This is a genomic window from Amycolatopsis coloradensis, from assembly GCF_037997115.1.
Taxonomy (GTDB): Bacteria; Actinomycetota; Actinomycetes; order Mycobacteriales; family Pseudonocardiaceae; genus Amycolatopsis; species Amycolatopsis coloradensis_A.
Genome location: NZ_CP150484.1, coordinates 8,018,507 through 8,025,835, shown reverse-complemented (window position 1 = coordinate 8,025,835; position 7,329 = coordinate 8,018,507). Strand labels below are relative to the sequence as shown.

Sequence of the window (7,329 nt, the reverse complement as noted above, 5' to 3'; positions counted from 1 at the left end):
GAAACTGGCCCGAGCCCCCCGGAGCAGCAGTGCCGTGCGTGAAATCAGCCAGGACGGCCCGGGCTGGCCGGGAGCTTCTGGAAGTCGACCTGGTTGTTACCGACGAAGTTCACTCGGTGGAGTGACTTCTTCTGTGCCGCGTCCTGCGGGCTGAGCGGCGAAGCGGGGACACCCGCGTAGTACGTCGTCCTGTACGTGGTGCCCACGACGTCCAGCTGACGGCCCATGGCGGTCTGCAGGGAGATCCCCACCGCGTTGGGGATGTCGTTGGTGGTCGTGAAGACCTGGTCCGGCTGTACCGACCCCGCGAGCCGCTGGCTCGCCAGCAGGTAGGTCTGTCCCGGCGCCAGCCGGGTACCGGTCGGGATCCGGGCGATCTCGAACTCGAAGTTGCTGTAGTTGGCCAGCAGCTTGGCACCACCGATGGTCACGGTGTAGTTGGCGCGGTTGGACAGTTCGATGTATTCCTTGAACGTCGCGTCCGGGCCGACACCCTGGGTGGCAAGCTCGCTGATGTGAACGCTGCGCGGCACAACAGGAACCTGCTCTTCGGCAACGGCCGCATTGGCGGCGCCGAGGCCGAACACCGTCGCGACCGCCGCTGCGATCACGCAAAACGTGCGCTTCATAATTTAATCTCCTGGTTGGGATTCTGATGCAATCAGGGTTCTCAATGAGACCCTGAGATATATTTTGTCAATGTGGGCGACCGCGGAAAAGAGGCCATCATAATGGCTCCTGATAATCTTGTCGGTCGTTCGATTCCGCGCTCCGCCGATCGAGCTCGAATGGCAGCAGGGTCCACGGCTGTGGCTGCAGCATCTGCGCCAGCAGGCGTTCGCGCCTGGCGAGAGATGCCGCGTACTGCAGAGTGGGCAACGGTACCTCGAGAACGCGGCTCAGCCAGTGCAGCCAATGGCTGGTGGGGATGCGTTTCCCTCGCTCCCATCGGGATATGTCCGCACGGGTCACGGTGTCACGACCAGACGCCGAGGCAAGTGACTCGGCGAGTTCACGCTGGCTGAAACCACGCCTTTCCCTGATCCATTTGATCAGCTCCGCAATCGATTCAGGTGGTTCCCGGTCGTACACTTGGATTCCTCTGTCGAAAGGTGCGCGGCACGTGCGCGACGCTGCGTCTTGCAGAACGCGCTCAGCCACATTGGATTTCCGCCGCGTCGGTGAACGCGAAACCCAGGTCTTGGATTCCGGTCACCACCTGCTTGAGGTAGCTGGTTCCCAGATACGGGTGGTAGAAGAAGCTCGCCACACCGCCACGGACCGCCGCGATCCGCTTGGCGGTGGCCAGAATGTCTTCTGGGAGCCGGCGGGACTCGCCAGAACTCGCCGGAGATACGTGGTCGAGTGACTCGGGTATTACAACCGAACCGTAGATGTCTCGCACCAGGAACGGAAAACGCTGACTCGTGGCCCGGGAGTACTCCGGCTTTCCCGAACCACACGCGCCGTTCGGGCACCAGCCCGCGGCATGGAATCCCTGGTCGTATCGGGCCGGGAAGAGCTCGTTCACCACGGTGTAGTCGATCGCCGAGCCGACATAGTGAGGGAACTCGAAGATGGTCGGCACGGCCAGCCCGGCTCGGCGGAATTCTCGTGCCGCGCTGGCGATCCGTTGCCGTGCCCAGGCCCGGGAATCGGCGGCGACCGGGCCCTGGTAGCGCAGGCCGCCGTCGTCGCCGAGCCGCACTCGATAGAATTCGTAATCCTCGCCACTCACCCCGCTGTAGGGATTCGAGCCCTCTCCGTACTGATGTGTGTAACCGTGCATCACCAACGTTCCCCGTCGGGCGGTCATGTAACGCAGGGCGGCGACGACCGCGGGCGTGTCCGCCAAGGTCTTGTCCACCGGTTCGCCATTGTTGTAACGACCTCGTGGATCTCGGTAGCGGGGGTAGACCGCCACCGAGAAGGGGACTCGACGCGCGTGGAGGTAGTCCGCGATCGCCCGCAGTTGCGCGGGATCGGCGTCCGGGCCGACATCCTCGATCCGTATCAGGGCCTTTTTGCCCTCCGCCTTGGAAGGGCCCGCGTGGCGGGACAGTAGATCGGCGGCCGCGAGGTAACGATCGTTGAGGCCGGTGAACGAGAACGGCACTTCACCCAGGTATGTCAAATGCCGGGAGCGCACTCCCCAGGGGAATCGGCTGCCATTCGGGCGAACCGCCTCGCCTACGGGGGCCGCGTGGGCGGGGTCGTTGATCTCGGAGCGCATGATGCCGCTCGAAGCCGCGGCACGATCACGGTCGAACGATGCGCCGCGGTAGATTACCCGGGCTGTCGCGCTCGTATCGACCCCGGCCGGCCGCCAGCCGAATTTTCTCGAGAAGTCACGGTCCCTGCTGTAAAGCTGACCGATGTTGCCGCCGATCCACAGCACCGGCGTACGCGTCTTCAACACGGCGTCGAGGAACGCACTGGGTAGTGGTCTGTGGTCACTGGTGCCGATATAGACCACGGCGGTGTAGTCCTGCAACTCGTTCCGAAAATGCCGCTGGACCGGGCGCATGACCCAGGCGCCGCCATGGGACAGGAGATTGCCCGCCATGACCGCGTACGACTCCCCGAGCCAACCGTATTCACCGTCGGCGTCGTAAAGCACGAGCGTCCGCCGGCCCGGCTCCGCGCTGGGAGCGGCCGGGTACAGGTGGGTGGTCCCGGAACTCGCGGCGGGGGAGGTGACCACCAGCGTGGTGCTCAGCACCAGAAGGGTCATGATGATGCGCCGGACGCCAAGCATTCTAGTCAAGAAGAACTCCGTATCTTTGTGATTCAGCCTCAACCGCGCCCGATCTCCGCGGCAGGCACGAACCGGTAGCCGGCAGCCTGAATGCCGTCGATGACCTTCATGAGCGCTTCGGCACCGAGAGAGGGATGGTAGAAGAAACTGGCGACTCCATCGTCGACGACGCGGAGGGCCCGAGCCTCGGCGACCACCGCGGCTATCGCGCGGTCGCGTTCTGAAATGTCCGGCCATACCGGGAGATAGCCGAGGTTTTCGGGAACGACCACGGCACCGTAGATGTCGCGGACGACGTAGGGGAAAGTCTGCAGGTAGACCCCCGCCGGATCGACCGCGCCGGCCTGGCCACAGGCAGGTTCACACCATCCCCGGAAGTAGGTTCCCCGGTCGTACCGCATACCGAACGCCTGTGTCGCGGCTTGATAGTCCACCGCGGACGCGGTGTAGTGCGGGAACTCGAACATCGCCGGCCGGGGTAGCCCGGCGCCGGCGAGTTCGGAGAGGGCTTGGTCGATCCGGTCCCGTGCCCACACGAAAGAGTCGCCCGCTGCCGGACCGACCAGTTCGGTCGCGTTGCCGGCACCAAGGCGTGCGCGATAGAACTCGTAGTCGGCCGCGCTGACACCGTTGTGCGGATTGGGTTCGTCGCCGTACTGATGCGTGTAGCCGTGCGACACGAGCGCGCCGCCACGGCTGATCAGATAGCGCAACGCGTCGACCAGATCCGGCCGGTCGGTCAGCCGGATGTCCAGTGGAACGCCATTGTTCGTTACCCCTCGCGGGTCCCGATGACGGGGATATACAGCGACCGTGAAGGGGATCCCGCGTTGTGCGAGGTGATCTGCGACCGTCCTCAGGACGCCGGGATCGGTTGCCGGGCCGACGTCTTCCAAGCGGACGAGAGCTCGCGGAGCCCGCGCCGGAGACCTTGGAGGGCGCAGGAGGTCCGCGGCGGCGAGATACCGATCGGCTCGCCCGACATAGGTGAACGGGATTTCCGAGATGTAGGTCAAATCGCCCGAGCGCACCGCCCAGGGAGTCCGGTTGCCGTCGTCGTGAACGACCTCGGCGAGTACCTGGGCTTTGACCGTGTCCATGAGCTCTACCCGTGTCGGCGGATCAGCTTGGTCGTCACGCCCGAGCTGGACCCCCTTGTAGTCGATAGCGGCGATGGCCTGCTCGTCACGGCCGGCAGGCCGCCACCCGGTCTTGTGCTGGTAGGCCGGATCCCAGGTGAACAAGCTCTCGATCCCGTGCCCGACCCACAGGACGGGTTTGCCCGCGGTGGCCAGATCGGCGAGCAAGCCATCGGAAACAGGAGCGGTGCCGCGATGACCGATGTACACGATCGATGAGAACTGGGAAGCATCGCCCGGCCGGTACCTGTCGGCCTGACGCAGCTCGAACGAGCCGCCATGGGAGACGAGGTTCGCCGCTTGCACTCCGTGGACCTCACCACTGGAGCCATCCGTACCTGGTTCGTAGAGCACCAGCGTGCGCCAGCCCGGCAGGGCGCCCGGGGCCGGATCCCCCGGTTTGCCGGGAACGGAGGATGTTTCCGCCGGCGTGATCCGCGATCCGGCGTCCACGACGGACACGGCGACGGGGACAGAACCGGCAAGCACGAAGGCGCATGCCAGCCGGAGCCACGCGGGCCATGAACGGGATCGCCGACGCAGGGAAGGGGTGAGCGTGCTCATCACTTCCCCTTTGCCAGTATGGCTTGCTGCGCCGCCGCGGGCGCACAGGTGTCGAGTCCGAGCAGGTGTGCGATGGCCTGCTCAGCCCTGACAGCGGCCAGACCGTCACCGAACGGATTGGGGCGAGTATTCGAGCCCTCGTCCCGGCTCTCGGCCAACAGCTGAGCGGCATGCCGCGCGATCAGGACGGGATCTGGTCCCGCCAGCACCGAGACGCCCGCTTCGACGGCCTCCATGCGCTCGGTGATTTCGCGCAGCACGACGCACGGAACTCCGAAGCTGGGCGCTTCCTCCTGCACGCCTCCGGAATCCGTGAGCACCAGGCGCGCGCAGGAGAGCAGGCGGCAGAACTCCGCGTAATGCAGGGGGCCGGTGATATGGACACGATCCACACCGAGTAGGCCGGTGACCACCTGATTACGGACTTGAGGATTCGGATGGACCGGCAAGACCACTTCGACGTCCGCGTGCTCCTCCACTATCGCGCGCAGGCCGGCGAGGATTCCGTCCAGGGGAGCGCCCAAGGATTCCCTGCGGTGCATCGTGGCGAGAAGCAGGCGAGACTTGCCGGTACGCGCCCGGTTCTCGAGGGACGGAAGCCGGTGATCGTGGTACGCGGTCGGTGTACGCGCGATCGAAAGCACCGCGTCGACCACGGTGTTGCCGATCAGCAGTACCTCTGGGCCGGCGATACCTTCTTCCAGGAGGTTGTTCACCGCACGAGCGGTCGGCGCGAGATGCAATGTACTGAGCTGGGCTACCAGTTTACGGTTGGCCTCCTCGGGAAAGGGTGCCCGCGGATCATGGGACCGCAGTCCGGCCTCGACGTGAACTACGGGAATGTGACGCCAGAAGGCCGCCAGGGCGCCGGCGAGCGCCGTCGTCGTGTCACCTTGAACGACGACAGCGGCGGGCCGGAGCCGTTCGAGGTGAACGTCGAGGGTCGTCACCAATTCACCCAGTAGTTCGGACAGACTTCCCGTCGGGCGCTCGATGTCCAGCCGGACATCAGGGCTCAGTCCGAAGGACGACAAGGCTTGACCGAACATCGTTTCGTGCTGTCCGCTCGCGACCAGCACCGGTCGGATCCGGCCTTGGTCTCGCATTGCTCGAACGATCGGTGCGAGCTTCACCGCCTCTGGTCGGGTGCCGCCCAGTAATACCACGTCGGGTGCCGTTCGGGACGTATCGGCCGTTATTCCGGGGTCGTCCCGGTGAATGGCCCCTGAGCTGCTCCGAACAGTGCAATCCATTAATACTCCCACTCGGTGAACCCCGCGCGAATTTTCATGGGACTGTTGCCCAGGCTGTGCAGGGTGGGTTCAGTGTTAATGGGAGTGGCCGCTTCCGCGCTCTGCAGCTGGTTCTTAATGTATCGCACGCCGTCAAAAGGATTGTCAAGATGTCTGTTACATCGATTCCGGCGACCGGGGTCCCTTTATTCATGGGATTTGCTCTCTTCGGATCGTCCGGGGTGGTGCAAGTGGCCGTGCACGTACTGGTGGTCGCCTGTTCTTTGCTCGCGTTGCGATCCCTTGGCCTGCGTTTACGGCGGGCGGTCAAGTAGAAACCATGCAGATCTATTCGTTGATGCTGGCGCTCATGCTCGGATGGCCGATCTACAATATTATTCTGTCTTTGTTGAGCCTGAGAACTCCTATGCCGGGCGTGGCAGGCCCAGGCAGACCGTCGTGTTTCTGGCTTGTGGTCCCGGCGCTTGACGAGGAACTGGTGATCGCTGACACCGTACGGTCTCTCCTTGCCTTGGCCGACGACAAGAATCGGCTGCGCGTGCTGGTGGTGGACGATGGGAGTACCGACCGGACCTCGACGGTGCTCGAGTCCCTCTATGACGATCGATTGCTGGTCCTTCGGCGTAATCTGCCGGAGGCACGACAAGGCAAAGGTGCCGCTCTCAACGCCGCGTACCGGCTGATCCGCGAACTCGCGCTGGAGGAGGGCACGGCAGCCGAGACCGTGGTCGGCGTGGTCGACGCCGACGGCCGGGTCAGCCGAAACCTGCTTACCGAAGTCGATCGATACCTCGCCGACGGGACAAGTGGTGCGGTCCAATGCAGGGTCCGTATTCGTAATCGGCACAACTTGCTGGGGTTACTGCAGGACATCGAGTTCGGCTGCGTCGCCGACGCGGCTCAGACGGTGCGTGACACCGTCGGTACGGTCGCCCTGGGCGGCAACGGCCAGTTCGTCAAGCTCTCGGTACTCATGGCTTTCGGGAGCGACCCGTGGTCGTCCTGTCTGGTGGAGGACACCGAACTGGGACTACGTCTGCATCGGGCAGGGGTCCGAGTCCGCTACGTGAGACGTGCCGTCGTGACCCAGCAGGCCGTCGTCGACATTCGCCGGCTGGTTCGGCAACGTACTCGGTGGGCGCAGGGGAATCTCCAGTGCGCTCGCCATCTGCCCGGGTTGCTCACCTCTCGTCACGTCTCCGCGCTGGGGCTGGTCGACCTGCTGCACTACTTGATCATTCCTTGGTGCGTACCTCTCGTCGCCCTGCTGGCGTTCCTGTTTCTCGGCATTGCCATCCACGTCGGGCTCGGCGGGACGGCTCTGTTCCCGCTCGCGAGCGGTACGACCGATGCGGTGTCGGCATGGGTGATGTGGCTGGGTGCGCTGCTGTTGCCCGGTGCGGTCTGGGGATTCACCCATCGGCTCAGACTGCGTGACGAGCCCCTGTGGCGATGTGTGGTCACCTCGATGACCTATCCGGTCTTCCTGGTGCTCGGTTCGGTCGCGGGCTGTCGTGGAGTCGCCCGGCACGTCGGCGGCCGTGTCGACTGGGTGAAGACAGAACGTCTGGCCGAGCGTACGGTGGCCAGGGGGCGGCACACGAGATGAGATACG

6 protein-coding genes are annotated in these 7,329 nt (G+C 64.6%); 1 reads left to right on the top strand and 5 read right to left on the bottom strand.

Annotation, left to right across the window (positions count from 1 at the left end; translation table 11 throughout):
- Positions 1–44 precede the first annotated feature (44 nt).
- The 5 genes from LCL61_RS37505 to wecB form a co-directional block, all read right to left on the bottom strand.
- Positions 45–629, bottom strand: coding sequence for a lamin tail domain-containing protein (locus tag LCL61_RS37505; protein ID WP_340684124.1), 585 nt, complete (start codon positions 627–629; stop codon positions 45–47).
- Between the two features lie 97 nt (positions 630–726).
- The gene (locus LCL61_RS37500; RefSeq protein ID WP_340684123.1) at positions 727–1,092 is read right to left on the bottom strand and encodes a helix-turn-helix transcriptional regulator; all 366 of its coding nucleotides are present in this window, start codon (positions 1,090–1,092) and stop codon (positions 727–729) included.
- A 61-nt stretch (positions 1,093–1,153) separates the two neighbouring features.
- A complete protein-coding gene (locus LCL61_RS37495; RefSeq protein WP_340684122.1) occupies positions 1,154–2,734 on the bottom strand; it encodes a polysaccharide deacetylase family protein in 1,581 nt (526 codons plus the stop codon).
- Positions 2,735–2,796: 62 nt separating this feature from the next.
- On the bottom strand, positions 2,797–4,461 hold the full coding sequence (locus LCL61_RS37490; RefSeq protein ID WP_340684121.1) for a DUF2334 domain-containing protein: 1,665 nt from the start codon (positions 4,459–4,461) through the stop codon (positions 2,797–2,799).
- Positions 4,461–5,714: a non-hydrolyzing UDP-N-acetylglucosamine 2-epimerase gene (gene wecB, locus LCL61_RS37485; RefSeq protein WP_340684120.1), complete on the bottom strand. Its 1,254-nt coding sequence runs from the start codon at positions 5,712–5,714 to the stop codon at positions 4,461–4,463. Before wecB ends, LCL61_RS37490 begins: the two co-directional genes overlap by 1 nt.
- A gap of 319 nt (positions 5,715–6,033) precedes the next feature.
- On the opposite strand from wecB, the gene LCL61_RS37480 reads away from it, so the two are divergent.
- Positions 6,034–7,323, top strand: coding sequence for a glycosyltransferase family 2 protein (locus LCL61_RS37480; protein WP_340684119.1), 1,290 nt, complete (start codon positions 6,034–6,036; stop codon positions 7,321–7,323).
- Positions 7,324–7,329: the final 6 nt, after the last annotated feature.

Excerpts from the sequence above, each read along its gene's own strand:
- LCL61_RS37505 (WP_340684124.1), bottom strand. The coding sequence starts at position 629 with ATGAAGCGCACGTTTTGCGTGATCGCAGCGGCGGTCGCGACGGTGTTC.
- LCL61_RS37495 (WP_340684122.1), bottom strand. The coding sequence starts at position 2,734 with ATGACCCTTCTGGTGCTGAGCACCACGCTGGTGGTCACCTCCCCCGCC.
- LCL61_RS37490 (WP_340684121.1), bottom strand. The coding sequence starts at position 4,461 with ATGAGCACGCTCACCCCTTCCCTGCGTCGGCGATCCCGTTCATGGCCC.
- wecB (WP_340684120.1), bottom strand. The coding sequence starts at position 5,714 with ATGGATTGCACTGTTCGGAGCAGCTCAGGGGCCATTCACCGGGACGAC.
- LCL61_RS37480 (WP_340684119.1), top strand. The coding sequence starts at position 6,034 with ATGCAGATCTATTCGTTGATGCTGGCGCTCATGCTCGGATGGCCGATC.